This window comes from Sphingopyxis sp. PET50 (assembly GCF_025244705.1).
GTDB lineage: Bacteria > Pseudomonadota > Alphaproteobacteria > Sphingomonadales > Sphingomonadaceae > Sphingopyxis.
Map to the genome: position 1 here is coordinate 2,863,394 of NZ_CP104207.1, position 11,864 is coordinate 2,875,257.

At 63.2% G+C, this 11,864-nt stretch carries 27 protein-coding genes; 7 read left to right on the forward strand and 20 right to left on the reverse strand.

Annotation, left to right across the window (positions count from 1 at the left end):
* Positions 1-112: 112 nt before the first annotated feature.
* The 19 genes from N0A20_RS14945 to N0A20_RS15035 all read right to left on the reverse strand — a co-directional run bounded on the left by N0A20_RS14945 (position 113) and on the right by N0A20_RS15035 (position 8,774).
* The gene (locus N0A20_RS14945; RefSeq protein WP_260581128.1) at positions 113-364 is read right to left on the reverse strand and encodes a hypothetical protein; all 252 of its coding nucleotides are present in this window, start codon (positions 362-364) and stop codon (positions 113-115) included.
* A 137-nt stretch (positions 365-501) separates the two neighbouring features.
* Complete coding sequence (locus N0A20_RS14950) at positions 502-720, reverse strand: hypothetical protein (RefSeq protein WP_260581129.1); 219 nt, start codon at positions 718-720, stop codon at positions 502-504.
* A gap of 2 nt (positions 721-722) precedes the next feature.
* Entirely contained in the window at positions 723-1,124 is a 402-nt protein-coding gene (locus N0A20_RS14955) for a hypothetical protein (protein WP_260581130.1), read from the reverse strand.
* Positions 1,125-1,514: 390 nt separating this feature from the next.
* Positions 1,515-2,438, reverse strand: coding sequence for a hypothetical protein (locus tag N0A20_RS14960; RefSeq protein WP_260581131.1), 924 nt, complete (start codon positions 2,436-2,438; stop codon positions 1,515-1,517).
* Positions 2,439-2,440: 2 nt separating this feature from the next.
* Positions 2,441-2,905, reverse strand: a complete 465-nt coding sequence (locus N0A20_RS14965) for an HNH endonuclease (protein ID WP_260581132.1) — start codon at positions 2,903-2,905, stop codon at positions 2,441-2,443.
* Positions 2,902-3,891 (reverse strand): PD-(D/E)XK nuclease-like domain-containing protein, encoded by a 990-nt coding sequence (locus tag N0A20_RS14970; RefSeq protein ID WP_260581133.1) that lies wholly within the window; start codon positions 3,889-3,891, stop codon positions 2,902-2,904. The genes N0A20_RS14965 and N0A20_RS14970 overlap by 4 nt, the downstream gene beginning before the upstream one ends.
* A complete protein-coding gene (locus N0A20_RS14975) occupies positions 3,881-4,048 on the reverse strand; it encodes a hypothetical protein (RefSeq protein ID WP_260581134.1) in 168 nt (55 codons plus the stop codon). The genes N0A20_RS14970 and N0A20_RS14975 overlap by 11 nt, the downstream gene beginning before the upstream one ends.
* A gap of 228 nt (positions 4,049-4,276) precedes the next feature.
* On the reverse strand, positions 4,277-4,540 hold the full coding sequence (locus N0A20_RS14980) for a hypothetical protein (protein WP_260581135.1): 264 nt from the start codon (positions 4,538-4,540) through the stop codon (positions 4,277-4,279).
* On the reverse strand, positions 4,540-4,752 hold the full coding sequence (locus tag N0A20_RS14985; RefSeq protein ID WP_260581136.1) for a hypothetical protein: 213 nt from the start codon (positions 4,750-4,752) through the stop codon (positions 4,540-4,542). The genes N0A20_RS14980 and N0A20_RS14985 overlap by 1 nt, the downstream gene beginning before the upstream one ends.
* Positions 4,752-5,003: a hypothetical protein gene (locus N0A20_RS14990; RefSeq protein ID WP_260581137.1), complete on the reverse strand. Its 252-nt coding sequence runs from the start codon at positions 5,001-5,003 to the stop codon at positions 4,752-4,754. The genes N0A20_RS14985 and N0A20_RS14990 overlap by 1 nt, the downstream gene beginning before the upstream one ends.
* Positions 5,000-5,272, reverse strand: a complete 273-nt coding sequence (locus N0A20_RS14995) for a hypothetical protein (RefSeq protein WP_260581138.1) — start codon at positions 5,270-5,272, stop codon at positions 5,000-5,002. The genes N0A20_RS14990 and N0A20_RS14995 overlap by 4 nt, the downstream gene beginning before the upstream one ends.
* The gene (locus N0A20_RS15000) at positions 5,269-5,526 is read right to left on the reverse strand and encodes a hypothetical protein (RefSeq protein WP_260581139.1); all 258 of its coding nucleotides are present in this window, start codon (positions 5,524-5,526) and stop codon (positions 5,269-5,271) included. The genes N0A20_RS14995 and N0A20_RS15000 overlap by 4 nt, the downstream gene beginning before the upstream one ends.
* On the reverse strand, positions 5,523-6,425 hold the full coding sequence (locus N0A20_RS15005; protein ID WP_260581140.1) for a polymer-forming cytoskeletal protein: 903 nt from the start codon (positions 6,423-6,425) through the stop codon (positions 5,523-5,525). Before N0A20_RS15005 ends, N0A20_RS15000 begins: the two co-directional genes overlap by 4 nt.
* A gap of 55 nt (positions 6,426-6,480) precedes the next feature.
* Complete coding sequence (locus N0A20_RS15010) at positions 6,481-6,609, reverse strand: hypothetical protein (RefSeq protein ID WP_260581141.1); 129 nt, start codon at positions 6,607-6,609, stop codon at positions 6,481-6,483.
* Positions 6,606-6,788, reverse strand: a complete 183-nt coding sequence (locus N0A20_RS15015; protein WP_260581142.1) for a hypothetical protein — start codon at positions 6,786-6,788, stop codon at positions 6,606-6,608. Before N0A20_RS15015 ends, N0A20_RS15010 begins: the two co-directional genes overlap by 4 nt.
* Positions 6,785-7,090, reverse strand: coding sequence for a hypothetical protein (locus N0A20_RS15020; protein WP_260581143.1), 306 nt, complete (start codon positions 7,088-7,090; stop codon positions 6,785-6,787). Before N0A20_RS15020 ends, N0A20_RS15015 begins: the two co-directional genes overlap by 4 nt.
* The gene (locus N0A20_RS15025) at positions 7,090-7,758 is read right to left on the reverse strand and encodes a hypothetical protein (RefSeq protein ID WP_260581144.1); all 669 of its coding nucleotides are present in this window, start codon (positions 7,756-7,758) and stop codon (positions 7,090-7,092) included. The genes N0A20_RS15020 and N0A20_RS15025 overlap by 1 nt, the downstream gene beginning before the upstream one ends.
* A gap of 134 nt (positions 7,759-7,892) precedes the next feature.
* A complete protein-coding gene (locus N0A20_RS15030; protein WP_260581145.1) occupies positions 7,893-8,195 on the reverse strand; it encodes a hypothetical protein in 303 nt (100 codons plus the stop codon).
* Positions 8,196-8,342: 147 nt separating this feature from the next.
* The gene (locus N0A20_RS15035) at positions 8,343-8,774 is read right to left on the reverse strand and encodes a helix-turn-helix domain-containing protein (protein ID WP_260581146.1); all 432 of its coding nucleotides are present in this window, start codon (positions 8,772-8,774) and stop codon (positions 8,343-8,345) included.
* Between N0A20_RS15035 and N0A20_RS15040 the strand changes: the two genes are divergently transcribed.
* Complete coding sequence (locus tag N0A20_RS15040; protein ID WP_260581147.1) at positions 8,773-9,027, forward strand: helix-turn-helix transcriptional regulator; 255 nt, start codon at positions 8,773-8,775, stop codon at positions 9,025-9,027. The genes N0A20_RS15035 and N0A20_RS15040 overlap by 2 nt on opposite strands.
* Positions 9,024-9,341, forward strand: a complete 318-nt coding sequence (locus tag N0A20_RS15045; RefSeq protein WP_260581148.1) for a GIY-YIG nuclease family protein — start codon at positions 9,024-9,026, stop codon at positions 9,339-9,341. Before N0A20_RS15040 ends, N0A20_RS15045 begins: the two co-directional genes overlap by 4 nt.
* Before the next feature lie 12 nt (positions 9,342-9,353).
* Here N0A20_RS15045 and N0A20_RS15050 read toward each other — a convergent pair whose 3' ends face one another.
* A complete protein-coding gene (locus tag N0A20_RS15050) occupies positions 9,354-9,557 on the reverse strand; it encodes a hypothetical protein (RefSeq protein ID WP_260581149.1) in 204 nt (67 codons plus the stop codon).
* 232 nt (positions 9,558-9,789) lie between these two features.
* On the opposite strand from N0A20_RS15050, the gene N0A20_RS15055 reads away from it, so the two are divergent.
* From N0A20_RS15055 to N0A20_RS15075, 5 genes are read left to right on the forward strand one after another with little or no spacing between them, the layout of a single operon-like run.
* Positions 9,790-10,119, forward strand: coding sequence for a hypothetical protein (locus N0A20_RS15055; RefSeq protein WP_260581150.1), 330 nt, complete (start codon positions 9,790-9,792; stop codon positions 10,117-10,119).
* Positions 10,112-10,540 carry a hypothetical protein gene (locus N0A20_RS15060; RefSeq protein ID WP_260581151.1) on the forward strand — a complete coding sequence of 143 codons (429 nt, stop codon included), beginning with the start codon at positions 10,112-10,114 and terminating at the stop codon, positions 10,538-10,540. Before N0A20_RS15055 ends, N0A20_RS15060 begins: the two co-directional genes overlap by 8 nt.
* Positions 10,537-10,659: a hypothetical protein gene (locus N0A20_RS15065; protein ID WP_260581152.1), complete on the forward strand. Its 123-nt coding sequence runs from the start codon at positions 10,537-10,539 to the stop codon at positions 10,657-10,659. Before N0A20_RS15060 ends, N0A20_RS15065 begins: the two co-directional genes overlap by 4 nt.
* Positions 10,659-11,315 (forward strand): MT-A70 family methyltransferase, encoded by a 657-nt coding sequence (locus N0A20_RS15070; RefSeq protein WP_260581153.1) that lies wholly within the window; start codon positions 10,659-10,661, stop codon positions 11,313-11,315. The genes N0A20_RS15065 and N0A20_RS15070 overlap by 1 nt, the downstream gene beginning before the upstream one ends.
* Positions 11,312-11,845, forward strand: a complete 534-nt coding sequence (locus N0A20_RS15075) for a hypothetical protein (protein ID WP_260581154.1) — start codon at positions 11,312-11,314, stop codon at positions 11,843-11,845. Before N0A20_RS15070 ends, N0A20_RS15075 begins: the two co-directional genes overlap by 4 nt.
* Positions 11,846-11,864 lie beyond the last annotated feature (19 nt).

Genomic DNA, 11,864 nt, shown 5'->3' on the forward strand with positions numbered 1-11,864 from the left:
TTCGGCTGCTCCATGGGCAGGATCGGCCCACGCAATCGTTCAGCTTGCCATTGCGTCTGGTAGCCAGAATGTCGGGTTGCCCGGAATATCCGGTCAGTTTGGCCATAGGTCATCAGCGTGATCCTTCCTGTTGGCGTTCGAACGCAATTCGACCCGGCCACGCGTGCCAGTAGTCGATCGACATTTGCTCACCCCGGCGCTCACCGCCGAGCACGTGGCGGTCGAACCAAGGCCAGCCCTTCAGATGTTGGAGCCGGTGGCAGTTGCGGGTCAGCGGGATCGACCAGCGGTCAGCGACCTTGGTCTTGCCGCCCTTCGCGTGGGGCGTTCCCTTGGCCGCATAATCGACGTGCGCGGCTTCCATGTGCCCGCCGCAATCCGGGTTCCGCCCGCCACACGCGCAGGGCCTCCCGCGCAACCACTGCCGGAAAGCCTCACAGACTTTCCAGTAGGGGCGCGGTGCGTTCTTCCAACGCGGGGCGAAGGCGGAACGGGGCAGCATCAGAAGGGAATCTCGTCAGTTGCAAAGCGCTCGATCTCGACCGGTTCGGTCGCCCGAAAGCGGACGGCAGCCATCATGACGAAATAGTCGTGACCGGGGTGATCGAGCGCCAGCCGCCGTGCCTCCTTCTCCGCGATACTCTGCGAATAATGACGCTCGCGCGGCGAGTGAGGCCCTTTGGGGTTCCAGACGATGAAGAAGGTTTCGGAAAGCGCCATGGTCAGGCCGCCTCGATCGACAGCGTTTCGTGATTGCGACGATCGGCAAAAGGCATTTCATCATCTTCCGGCCCGATGGTGTCGTTCCAGAATCGTGCCTCGATCAGGTCGAAGCGACCGTCTTCCGAGAACAGATATCCGTCGCGGATTGCAGCGGGAGCGGCGGCAATCGCCTCTTCTCTGGTCGCGAAATCCAGCCCATAAGCGCCATCGACTTCACCGATCCACCATCGCCAATGGTCGAAAGCATCATCGCCGCGCACGGCCCGCCACGATGCGATCAGCCCTTCGATCTCATCGTATGACGTGTCGTATTCGTCCGACCGGCGGGCGATTTCGAGCAAGCGGCCGACTGCGGCCATAGCGTCGGCATTCAGGCCCTCGAATGGATTGACGGCCGACATCAGCGCCCCCCTTCTTCGCCGCCGCCCGCACCTTCCAGGCCTTGGCGTCGTCCCGGTTCTTCTGGCGACGGATGATGTCCGCCCGCCGCTTCTTCCGCATGGCTTCAGCGTCGGGGCGGAGGTCGGCGGCTTCGGCGCGCGCCTTGGCGAGAAGGTCTCCGCGCGTGTCATAGAGGCGGTTAAGCGCGTTATACTCCGACCTTAGCTTTTCGATTTCAGCATTAGCGGCGTTGCGCTCGTCGATGGCTTTCGACCAAACCTCATAAGCCTTGACGTCTGCTGGCCTCATAGCTGCCTCATGCGCCTTCTTCGTCATCAGTCCGAACATCGTCATTCTCCTTCAAAATTCACCGGGCGGGTTGTTGGCGCCGCCCGGCTCCCTGTGGAAACTCAGCCGCCAGTGACGGTCGAAAACCGCATGAGACGATTGTGCTCGGCATCCTCGACCTCGGCCCGCATATCGTCGGGAAGCGCGGCCTTGTTCGCCGAGAAGTCGCTGATCGCGAGGTCGACGTCGGACTTGAGTTCGAGGGCAGCGATGCGTTTCAGGTGAGCATCGACAGCGGCGCGCGCGGGATGCTCTTCGTCGACATGATCCTCGCCCATGTCCGTATCGTCCCGGCCTTCTGCTGCGGTCGGGTTGTCGGGGGTGAGGGTGTCGGCGGGTTCAACCTCTTCGGCCTGCTGCTGGAGCATGGCGCGAGTAAGCGGCTGGGCAGCAACCTCGCCGCCTTCGACGACGGCGAAGTCCTTGACCTCTTCGGCGATGCCGATGCCCTTCAAGACGTCAGCGAAACCGTCGCGCATCGCCCATGCCCGCGCGCGCATCTGGCGCATCCGCTGGGGATATTGCGTCCACGGCCCCTGTTTCCCGGCGAGGCCCGCCTTCTTCGCATCTTCCATGCTGAACGTGCGGATGATCGGTGTCTCGCGGCCCTTGCGGACCAGCCGACAGGTCGCCTCGTTGCCGTCGTCGGTTTCCTCCATGTCGATCAGCAGGCCCGAACCTTGGACCAGCGCCAGAGCGCCGTCGCCCCAGATCGCGGGGTTGTTGCCGATGACCGCGATGGATTGGAGCGCCATGAACGGTGCCAGGCCAACTTCCGCCCCGGCGATGATGCCGACGAAAATCTTGTCGGGGTCGTTGCCGTAGGACTTCGGCGTCATGCTCGACCGGGCGAGCGCTTGCGCCATCCGGTAAGCCTGATCGACGTCGGTCGGGATCATGGCCGCCAGCTTGCCGCCAGCTTGCACCGGAACCTTCTTCGGCTTTTCGGCGACAGCGATTTCGGTCGAGGGGGATTCGGTGGCCACGGTCAATTTTCCTTCCAAATGCGGCCTGCCCGGATGTGGCAGACGGTTCCTCTGCTCACGCCAAAAGCGCGAGCGATTTGAGAGAGCGAGCGCGTATCCGCCCGAATTTGGCGCGCTTGCTCGCGAGTTAAGATCGCCCTGCCGTTGCGCTCGCCGTAGTTGGCGCACTGTCCCGTGCGATGGGTCCGCGCGAGCCGGTCGGCAGTGTTTTCCTTTGCAGTGCCCCAGCGCAGATGTGCTGGATTGACACACGCGGGATTGTCGCAAGAGTGGAGGGCGTAGGTGCTGGACGGCGGAAACTGACCAGTTGCTATCGACAGGCTGATCCGGTTGGCGCGATACTTGCGCCAACGGATGCGAATGCGACCATAACCGGCGCGGCAAAGCTCTCCGCGCCACGCCCAGCATTCGTCAGGGCCCCGACGATCAACCTTCGCCCAGAAGCGCTTTTCATCGATCGCGATCATACAACGCCCTCTTGAGCGTTGATCAAAGCTGCATCTTGCTCTGAACCGTGCAGATCTATGGTCCGCCGGGCTCCATAATGGAGACCAACCTCCGTGGGCTCTGGCGCATATGCAGGCCAATGGTCAGCCGCGAGGCAGTCGGCAAAGCGTCGAACAGCCATTCGCATCTGCACCTTACCGCGCTCGATATCGGCGGCGGGCAGCGTGTAGAGCGATATCGAGTAAGGAAATTCCTTCTCGACAACGATATGCGTCCAGTGCGTCGGACGGTGGCCGTAAATCGCTTCGATGCCCTCGTAATAGAAGGCGGCGGCCAGATGGTAGCCGAAGCGCCGGATCGCGTTCGAGAAGCCGTGCGGCGAGCAATATTCGGGCGCCATGAATTTGAGGTCCGACACGGCCCGCACCGGGGCGCCGCGAAGAACGCTGCTCGGCAGGAAGTCGGGGCGGCAGCGAAGCCAAACACCGGTTTCCTTGTCCTGCCAGACCAGCGTCACTTCCGTGTCGCCGCCCTTCATCGCCAGCTTGGCGACGTCGTGCAGGCCGATGGCGTCCGCGACTTGCCGGACAACCTCCGCTTCCTGATGGCGCAGGATCGTCATGCCGCTTTCACGCGCGGCTTCCAGCTCCTCGATTTCGGCAGCGAACTTCTTCGTATGCTTCTCGTTGAAGCCCTTCGGCAGCACGAAATATTTGTCCGCGATCCGGTCGGGCGTCAGGAGGAAGTCGTGCGCCATCTTGCCGATCGCGAAGTGCGGCTTTTCCTCGCGCTCGGGCGGGTTCGGGTTGAGCGGGCTATCCGACCAGAAGTGGAACGGCGACCGGTTGATGATCGTCTTCGCGCCGCTGGCCGAAAGCGACGGCCCCGGCAGCAGGTTCGGATTGCCATGGTAATCTTCGATTGGAATGTCCGGGTAGGCGCCGGGCGCGACGATCAGCGGCGTCAGGTCGGTTGCCAACTCGGCGGTCGGATGGTCATGCAGCATCGCGGTTCTCCACAATGATTGCGCCCGCGAACAGTGCAGCAATGATGCTGAAACTGGCGGTCAGGCGGGTCAGGTCGGCTTCATCGGCAGCGCCAGCGAACAGGATCATCGCCAGCAGACCGCCAAACAGTGCGTAGGTGCGCTCGAGGCGGTTCAAGGCTTGGCCTCCATGTCAGGGGTGTTGGGGGTGGCGGGCTTCATGGAATTCGCCCCACGAACCCAGCATCGCTGTAGTCCGGCGCTTGGGCGCGGTTGTCCCACACGGTGAGATCGGGAAGATGCTCACGGCACGAAACCTTGCCGAACATGAAGCCACGATGGGTCGCGCATTCTTGGCACCACGAGCACCGTGGGCCGCGCTGGTTGGGTTTCAGCGGGCGGACGCTCACTTCCCGTCCTCCCTGTCAGTGGTTTGGCGGGCGGAGAGCATGGCGTCGGCCATTCCATAGGCCCATTCGGCCTTGGCTTTCCAAACTGCCGCTTGATCGGGTTGCGCGTATCCGTTCTCGTCGCACGGCGCCCAAGTCGTCATGCCGACGAGTGCCAGCCCGGCGAAGTGGTCGCGAAGGGACATGCCCCATTCGGGCTCGTATTCGGTCATGTGCGGGACGCCGAGCGGAAACGCATACGGGTTTTCTGGCTTGGCCATCACCGCTCTCCCTCAGGTTGACGGGAGGTGGCTTTCGATATGGCGGCGGGCGGATTGATCTCCGTCACTTCCATGACCTGATAATCACAGTCGTGCGGCGCAAAATCCTTCATGTTGAAGGCGTCCGATGCTTGGTCGGCAAGTTCGCTGATCCCGTCGTCATCGAACTCGACTTCAATCCATGCGCGAATGGTCGCTTTGTGCGTGGCCATCATTGCTCTCCAGTGATTTGAGAGGGGTGAGAGGCGGGCTTCGATGCGGCCTCAACTTCGGCCTGCATTTCCGTCGCAAGGTCAGCGCCGCCGTTCGCGCCGATCTTCCGCAGCATGGTGCTGAGCACCGGGAGGGCGGTCGAAACGCGGCCAAGCAGCCCATAAGCGTTGCGCGCGGGGCAATTGCAGCGGTCGTCGCCGCAATAGGCGAAGCACTTCTTGTGCCGGTCGTGGATCGGGGCGATGCTCATGACGGTGGCCTCGCATCGACCTTCGGCCCCCAAAAGAAGTCCAGCGGCCATTGCGTGACCGGGATACCGAAGACGCTGACAGAAAATTCTTCCGCGCTTCCCGGGTCACCATTATTGTCGTGGACCTCGACGATTTCCCATTCGCCGCTAATCCAGTCCTGCTCGGCGGCGACGTTGATGGGCGCATCCAGAATGCCGTGCAGATAACCCTCGCTGGGCGCTTTCAGCTTGGCCCAATAGTAGCCGGGTTCGGTCGGCAGCGCGCTCACAGCCCCGCACTCCACACCCAATGCACCCCGATCATCGCCAAGCTCAGGGCAAGCAGACCAAGGCCGAAGCGGAGGGTGATGACGGGCTCAAGGTCGGGATCAGCCTGCAAATCCTCAGCCGGCGCGATCATCGGCTGGCATGGATTGTCGCGGCTCAGATCGACCCGCGGATCGTCGCCATCGCACGGATCAAAGCCGGTGAAGGGCGAGAAGGATGCCGAGACGCGGGCGAATTGTGAGAGACCGCCGGTCATTGGTCGGCCCCCGCCTTGACGGGCTTATCCAGCCCGTTGAGCTTCGCCATCGCCTTCAAGTGCTTGACGATCAGCAGGCTTTCGTCGCCCAGCTTCGTACCGCCGCGGGCCTCTTTCCAATGGGCCAACGCCTCGGGATAGGTGAAGTAGCGACAGCCGGCGATGATCCTGGGGCCATCGGGCGTCGCGCAGACCGAGAAGGTATAGCCGTCCGTGCGAACAGCGGTGATGTTGACGATCGTCACCCGCGCGTTGTCGGTCACCTGCGCGTCGCCGGTCACCTGCGCGTTGTCGGTCACCTGCGCGTTGTCGGTCACCTGCGCGTCGCCGGACACCTGCGCGTCGCCGGTCACCTGCGCGTCGCCGGTCACCTGCGCGTCGCCGGTCACCTGCGCGTCGCCGGTCACCTGCGCGTCGCCGGACACCCACGCGTTGCCGGACACATGCGCGTCGCCGGACACCCACGCGTTGCCGGACACCCGCGCGTTGCCGGTCACCTGCGCGTTGCCGGACACCCGCGCGTTGCCGGACACCTGCGCGTTGCCGTACACCCACGCGTTGCCGGACACCCGCGCGTTGCCGGACACCCACGCGTTGCCGGACACATGCGCGTCGCCGGACACCTGCGCGTCGCCGGTCACCTGCGCGTCGCCGGACACATGCGCGTCGCCGGTCACCTGCGCGTTGCCGGACACCTGCGCGTTGCCGGACACCCACGCGTTGTCGGACACCCACGCGTTGTCGGACACCTGCGAAAGATTTTCCTCTTTCTCGATCCACCCGCCGACAGCGCCAGCGGCCAAACCGAGCGCAGCGATATCGACAAGCAGGCGAATCTGCTTGAGGGTGACGCCGAAAACCGTCTTGGTTTCCCCTGTGAATTCATATTTCTTTGACACAGCCATTCCCCTCAGATGCGGTCGAAATTGCGGAGTTCGTGGACGTCGCCGGGGATCACGCGCGGCTGGCGCGGCTGCTGCTCGGGCGGTTGCGAGGCGTCCCAAAGAAGGCTTCAAGCCGGTCGCGCCAGTCGGCATCGACGTGCGAGGCGGCGCGGGCGAATTGGGAAAGGCCGCCGGTCATGCCGCCCTCTCCTGCTTCCCGATCACATCCCGCTGATAGATTTTCAGGCAAGTGACCGCTTCAACCGGGTCGGCATTGCCGAACCAGCCGAGCGCAAAGACAGCGAAGTCGCGAAGGGCATCACCCTTGATGCCGGCGTTCGCAAGTTCGCGATGGAGATTGGAAGGCCGCGCGCTCATGCCGCAGCCCTTTCCGCAGCCACAGCATCCCCATACGCACAGGAAAAATGATACCGAGCCGCCGCCCTAGCCTCATCCGGCGAACGACCGCAAAGCGCCGCCGTCACCCGGTAGTGGTCGACCATCGTCATCCACCCGCGAGCAAGGATGCGCTCGGCTTCGTCGATCGCCCTCAGGGTGTCGTCGAGGTTCCATATGGCGCACTGGGCAGCGGATGCAGGAAGCGGCGTCCGGTCGTATTCCGGGAACGCCCGGCGCTCCAGATATTCGCTGACGCGGAAGTCGGTGGTGAAGGAAGCCATCACGCGGCCTCCGCGATTTCAAAGCCCGCCACGTCCTTGCCGTGCTCCGGCATCGGGAGCGGCTTCGGATCGTCGCCGAGCCAGTAGATCAGGTGGTCGAACTGCCAAGCATAGAATGCGTCCCATGCGTCCCATGCGTCCCATGCGGCCCATGCGGCCCGTGCGGCCCATGCGTCCCATGCGGCCCGTGCGGCCCGTGCGGCCCGTGCGTCCCATGCGGCCCATGCGGCCCGTGCGGCCCATGCGGCCCGTGCGTCCCATGCGGCCCGTGCGGCCCATGCGGCCCGTGCGGCCCATGCGGCCCGTGCGGCCCATGCGGCCTCTTTCCAGTCGGCTTCGCTGACCGTGCCGGCGAGGAAGCCATCGCAGGCTTCAATCGACTTGCGCGGACGCATGTCATCGGGCCAGCGCTGTTCCCAGATATGAAGAACACGCTTGGCGCAGTCGTTCACATAGGCGGTGAGACGGCGGGCAATGTCGTCATCGTCCATGGCGACGGCGGAGGCGATCCAGATGATGTCATCATACGACGCGCCCAGCTCGCGAGCCTGCGCGGCAGTGATCTTGCCGCGCTTCGGAAGCTTGGACAGGCGGTCCATTGCTTCGGCACAGGGCTTGGCCTTGCGAACATTCGCGAGGGTAATTGCGGGAGCGGGACGTTTTTGCACTTGGGGCCTCCGTCTTGGTGACGGGGCCTTAGTTCCATTAATCGGAACACCTGTCAAGAATAAAAGTTCCGTTTATTGGAACATGGCGCAGTGCCTGGCTTAACGAGCCGCCTTTCTGCCCGCTTCCCGCTCCATCACTGCCGATCGCCACCGCGCGCACTGACAGCGCCGATTATCGAGCCGACCGCCACCGAGAATATTCCGAGCCCAATCGCAAAGAGGCTCGCGGCGATTGTCACGCCTTTCCGGAACAACAGGTCCAGATTGACCACAGACGACGGCATGTAGGCCGAAGCTGCCGCGTCAGAGAAGGTCTCGACCGACGTGCCCATGCTGAAACCGACGATAAGGCCAATCGTGCCACAGACAGCGATGAGCCATCCTGAGGTTCGCCATGCCTGACCGGGGGCTTCGCTTTGGGGCTGGGCTAAGCTCATTTGCTTCGACTCGCGCGGCGCCTTTCGCCTCAATGAGCGCAGCGTCGACCTTCGGCGCATTCGCTACCATCCAGAGAACGAAGAGCAAAAACCCTATGCCGACGATCGACACCCAAGCCCCGTTGCCCATGTTCTCTCCCCTGAGGTTTAATCGTTGGTGCCGGTCTTCTGTAAATCGAAAGCGAGCGCATCTTCGTCGGCTTCATCTGCATCATGGGCGATGGTGATGAACTTCTGAGCAGCCCCGCGCATCTGGCGGATCGCCATTGCGTCATCAGGGTGCATCAGCAGCTCAAAGGGCGCGACATGCAGGATGGCAGCGGCTTCGTTGACGACTTCTCGGTTGTACCGCTGCTTGCCCGAAACCAGTTCACTGGTTTTGCGCTTACCCCATTCGGTCAAGCGATCGAGGTCAGCCTGGGATATCCCGGCGGTCGCCAGCCACTCCCTCAGATACCAATCATGGCGAATCCGTTTCGGCATGTTTCGATTATAGGAACTCCGCGAAAAACGGTCGTTTCCTGTGATTGGAACAAAGGGGCTTGTGTTTTGTTCCGTTTTTTGGAACACAGTGCGCATGTCAAATCACCTATCTATTCGGGACCTGCGCGACGAACTCGGCCTTTCGCTGGCCGAGTTCGCCAAGGCTGCGGGCATCGCAAGTAAGGGGCGGATGAGCGAGATTGAGCGCGGGGAAGCTACTCCGCCGCTGCATGTTGCCCTTGCCATTGAGCGCATCTCGGGTGGTCGGATCGACGCTGCACACCTGAATGCCGACGTGAAAGCGGCTCGCCTCTCCCCCACCAAAGCCGACGCTTCGGAGGCGGCATGAACGCGGTCGCGCCGATTGCTGACGAGCCGGAAGCGTTCTCTGGCTTCGTTTACTGCATCGTCCACCATGAGCGCCAAGCCGCAAAAATTGGTTACAGCGCTGACCCTGATCGTCGCTTCCGGCAGTTGCAAACCGGAAGCCCGGACATGCTCACGCTGTTCGACAGGATGCCGGGCGATACTGCGCTCGAGACTGCCTTTCATCGCTATTTCGCAGAACGCAAATTGATGGGTGAATGGTTCGATGACCGCGACCATGCCGTGACCGGCCTCTTTGGTCGAATGGCATGGGAAGCCCGGATGCAGGCCGCCTGACCGATGCGCCCCTCAACCGCCCCCAGCGTCCTGAACGATCCGAGCGCGCAATTCCTCGATAAGCGTGTAGGCCCCGCGCTTCCCATCAGCGTCAGCCTTGACCAGCGCATCGTCGAGGCACGCAACGAAATGCTCATAGAAGCTGGCATCGACATGCTCGGCTTTGACGAGCGCGCGGGCCATCGCCCTGAACGCCAAGATCGTCGCGTAATCCATCCCCATTCCTTTCGTGCTGGTTCCGCCGCCCGCACGATAGGCGCGCTGCCGGGTGAACGTCCATGACGAACGCCCGGCAGCAACCGCGCGGCGGTCACACGCTCGCCAGCCATCAAATCGGCGGCGTCGATGTTCGCATATTGGTCGGCCATCTCGATCACATGCCCCGCTGCAGGAAATGCGGACGGGCAATCTGCCAGCATTCAGACGCTGAATTTGCAGGGGTGGCGCCGTGACCCCGCCCCTCCCCCCACTCCCCGCCCCGGAAGCGGAGAGCGTCCCGGCTGATCGGCCCCTTTCGGTCAGCCGGGGCATTGATCGCCGGGCATCGCAAAAACCGCCCTTCCCGGTCGTGCGCGGCAAGCAGCCCGGCCCCGGCAACGGCACGCGCCTCCTGTTGAGCCAGCCCTTCATCGTCGAGGATCTGAGCGATGACGAAGGCCCGATCTTCGTCGCCAGCCCCCTGAAATACCTGCGCTTCGACCGCGATAGCGGCTGCTGTGTGGATCACCCTGTTCATTCCAAACCCAATAGCCTCGGAGGGCAATACGATCATGCATAGCGAAACCACGATCGTGGAGATCATCCGCGAGCGGCAGCGGGCCATGCGCCGCGAACTGGACCGCCGCGGCGTTGCGATGAAGGTCGTCTCGCAAGACAGCGGCATCGGCTATTCGACGCTGCTCACCTACTTTCCCGCGGATCAGCTCAAGCAGCCGAACCAGATTCCGGCATCGGCCATCTTCGCGCTGGCCGGGGCGATCCCCGACGACATCCTTTCGCTTCTCCTGCCGACCGGACGCCTGATCGTCTCCGTCCCCGAAGAGATCGACCACGACACCTTCGCCGAGCTGGCCCGCGATTACATCGGCGCCAAGCATGACGCTCACCACGTCGATAGTCCTGCCGGTCGCGAAATCGCGCCGTGCGAGGACGAGACGCTGAACGCGAAAGCCGCACGGCTTCGGGCAGTCAGCCGATGATCGTCGGCGGAACGCCCGGTCTGATCGCCGCCTGTGCTTTCGGTATCTGGAATCGCTTCGACCTTATGGACGACCTCGCCGCTGCCGAGGCCGAGATTGATCGGCTGCGGGGCGCGTGATGATCGACGCGCCCATCGTTCCTGAGGGCGGCTTCGGCTGCATTCTCGCAGACCCGCCGTGGGCGTTCCGTACCTTCAGCGGCAAGGACCGGACGCCGACGCAGAAGAAATTCCGCGAGACCGAAGATCATTATCCCACCATGTCGATCGCGGAGATGGCGAAACTCCCCGTCAGCGAATGGGCAGGCAAGAACTGCGCGCTCTTCATGTGGGTCGTCGGCTCGCATCTGGACGCCGCGATAGAGCTTGGCGAGGCCTGGGGCTTCAAACTGAAAACTGACGCCTTCTACTGGATCAAGCAGAAGCTGATCGACGCCGACCAGATCGACATATTCACCGGCGACATTCCGCCTCCCCGCATTTCGATGGGCTACTGGACGCGGAAACAGGTCGAGCCTTGCCTGCTGTTCACGCGCGGATCGCCCCGGCGTCTGTCGAAAGGCGTCCGGCAGGTCATCGTCAGCCCCAGCACCGGGCACAGCCGCAAGCCTGCCGAGCAATATGACCGGATCGAGCAGCTTGTCGGTGGCCCGTTCCTCGAAATGTTCGCCCGCAACACTCGCCCCGGCTGGTCAGCGTTCGGGAACGAAACCACGAAATTCGATCCCGGTCATTTGGAGCAGGCCCCCGCTCTAGAAGTAGCGAGGGTTGCATGACGTGGACCTCAACCCTCGCGCTCTGTGCGTCATCCTCGCTTGCTGCCGCCGGACTGACAGCCCTCTATTTCCGGTCCCGCCTGAGCGAGGCGAGAGCATCGGCCAACCTGTTCCGCATGTGGTGGGAACGGGACAGCGCAAAGATGCTGATCGCACAGGCCCAGCTCGACCTCATCCATCAGCAGCACGTCGACGCCGGACGGAAGGCGCATGAACCTTGGCGCGCCCTTCGCCGGGAGACGACCGAGAAGCTGATGCAATGCGTCGCCAAGCGCGATGCCAACGATGTTCTGTCCGACGCTGCCAACCCGGCGCCGGGCATTCCTGCGGGGGTTTCAGCGGCCCCGCAAGCAGGCGGATCGGGCGGTATCCCGAGCATGCCGACAGGACGCGGGCGCGGACAACTTCCTCCGACGCAGGCGGTGGCCCCACAGCGGCAATTCGGCCGCCGAAGCTGCCCGACAAACCGCGCGGTTGAATCCGCCTCCGCTGAAATCCCCATGACGATGAAAGGAGCCTCACATGGCTAAAGCAGCATTGAAACCCGTG

What these genes read in the sequence shown, in the direction of transcription:
- N0A20_RS14945 (WP_260581128.1), bottom strand. Translation starts at nt 364, where the DNA reads ATGGAAGCCGCGCACGTCGATTATGCGGCCAAGGGAACGCCCCACGCG.
- N0A20_RS14950 (WP_260581129.1), bottom strand. Translation starts at nt 720, where the DNA reads ATGGCGCTTTCCGAAACCTTCTTCATCGTCTGGAACCCCAAAGGGCCT.
- N0A20_RS14955 (WP_260581130.1), bottom strand. Translation starts at nt 1,124, where the DNA reads ATGTCGGCCGTCAATCCATTCGAGGGCCTGAATGCCGACGCTATGGCC.
- N0A20_RS14965 (WP_260581132.1), bottom strand. Translation starts at nt 2,905, where the DNA reads ATGATCGCGATCGATGAAAAGCGCTTCTGGGCGAAGGTTGATCGTCGG.
- N0A20_RS14970 (WP_260581133.1), bottom strand. Translation starts at nt 3,891, where the DNA reads ATGCTGCATGACCATCCGACCGCCGAGTTGGCAACCGACCTGACGCCG.
- N0A20_RS14980 (WP_260581135.1), bottom strand. Translation starts at nt 4,540, where the DNA reads ATGGCCAAGCCAGAAAACCCGTATGCGTTTCCGCTCGGCGTCCCGCAC.
- N0A20_RS14985 (WP_260581136.1), bottom strand. Translation starts at nt 4,752, where the DNA reads ATGGCCACGCACAAAGCGACCATTCGCGCATGGATTGAAGTCGAGTTC.
- N0A20_RS14990 (WP_260581137.1), bottom strand. Translation starts at nt 5,003, where the DNA reads ATGAGCATCGCCCCGATCCACGACCGGCACAAGAAGTGCTTCGCCTAT.
- N0A20_RS15000 (WP_260581139.1), bottom strand. Translation starts at nt 5,526, where the DNA reads ATGACCGGCGGTCTCTCACAATTCGCCCGCGTCTCGGCATCCTTCTCG.
- N0A20_RS15010 (WP_260581141.1), bottom strand. Translation starts at nt 6,609, where the DNA reads ATGACCGGCGGCCTTTCCCAATTCGCCCGCGCCGCCTCGCACGTCGAT.
- N0A20_RS15015 (WP_260581142.1), bottom strand. Translation starts at nt 6,788, where the DNA reads ATGAGCGCGCGGCCTTCCAATCTCCATCGCGAACTTGCGAACGCCGGC.
- N0A20_RS15020 (WP_260581143.1), bottom strand. Translation starts at nt 7,090, where the DNA reads ATGGCTTCCTTCACCACCGACTTCCGCGTCAGCGAATATCTGGAGCGC.
- N0A20_RS15030 (WP_260581145.1), bottom strand. Translation starts at nt 8,195, where the DNA reads ATGAGCTTAGCCCAGCCCCAAAGCGAAGCCCCCGGTCAGGCATGGCGA.
- N0A20_RS15040 (WP_260581147.1), top strand. Translation starts at nt 8,773, where the DNA reads ATGTCAAATCACCTATCTATTCGGGACCTGCGCGACGAACTCGGCCTT.
- N0A20_RS15035 (WP_260581146.1), bottom strand. Translation starts at nt 8,774, where the DNA reads ATGCGCACTGTGTTCCAAAAAACGGAACAAAACACAAGCCCCTTTGTT.
- N0A20_RS15045 (WP_260581148.1), top strand. Translation starts at nt 9,024, where the DNA reads ATGAACGCGGTCGCGCCGATTGCTGACGAGCCGGAAGCGTTCTCTGGC.
- N0A20_RS15050 (WP_260581149.1), bottom strand. Translation starts at nt 9,557, where the DNA reads ATGGATTACGCGACGATCTTGGCGTTCAGGGCGATGGCCCGCGCGCTC.
- N0A20_RS15060 (WP_260581151.1), top strand. Translation starts at nt 10,112, where the DNA reads ATGCATAGCGAAACCACGATCGTGGAGATCATCCGCGAGCGGCAGCGG.
- N0A20_RS15065 (WP_260581152.1), top strand. Translation starts at nt 10,537, where the DNA reads ATGATCGTCGGCGGAACGCCCGGTCTGATCGCCGCCTGTGCTTTCGGT.
- N0A20_RS15070 (WP_260581153.1), top strand. Translation starts at nt 10,659, where the DNA reads ATGATCGACGCGCCCATCGTTCCTGAGGGCGGCTTCGGCTGCATTCTC.
- N0A20_RS15075 (WP_260581154.1), top strand. Translation starts at nt 11,312, where the DNA reads ATGACGTGGACCTCAACCCTCGCGCTCTGTGCGTCATCCTCGCTTGCT.